We start from the raw sequence: 257 nt of genomic DNA, 5'->3' as shown, positions 1-257 counted from the left end.
ATTATTAATAGCTAACGCTAAGCACCATGCGCTTGATTTACTTGAAACTGAGCTCAGTATTATTACCAAGCAGGCTAAGCAAGGGACATTAGCTGAAGCTGCGTTATTAGCACATGGTGAATTGTGGTCTGCAAGGTTACTAAGCGCTTACTTAGAACAGCTTAACGTTAGCGCTTGTGCCCATGACGCTAGGCAGTTATTTACGTTAGATACCGGACAGCTGCAGCATGCTAATAATCAGCAGCAGTGCTTAAAAG

The 257-nt window shown here is 43.2% G+C and carries 1 pseudogene; it reads left to right on the top strand.

The features are described from left to right. Nucleotides 1-257 (top strand): annotated as a pseudogene (locus AAEY97_RS21360) (bifunctional aspartate kinase/homoserine dehydrogenase II); the annotation flags it as partial.

Source organism: Shewanella sp. TB7-MNA-CIBAN-0143, from assembly GCF_040310065.1.
In the GTDB taxonomy this organism is placed as follows: Bacteria; Pseudomonadota; Gammaproteobacteria; order Enterobacterales; family Shewanellaceae; genus Shewanella.
Note: the sequence above shows the minus strand (reverse complement) of the source record. Positions and strands in the feature narration are given on the sequence as shown.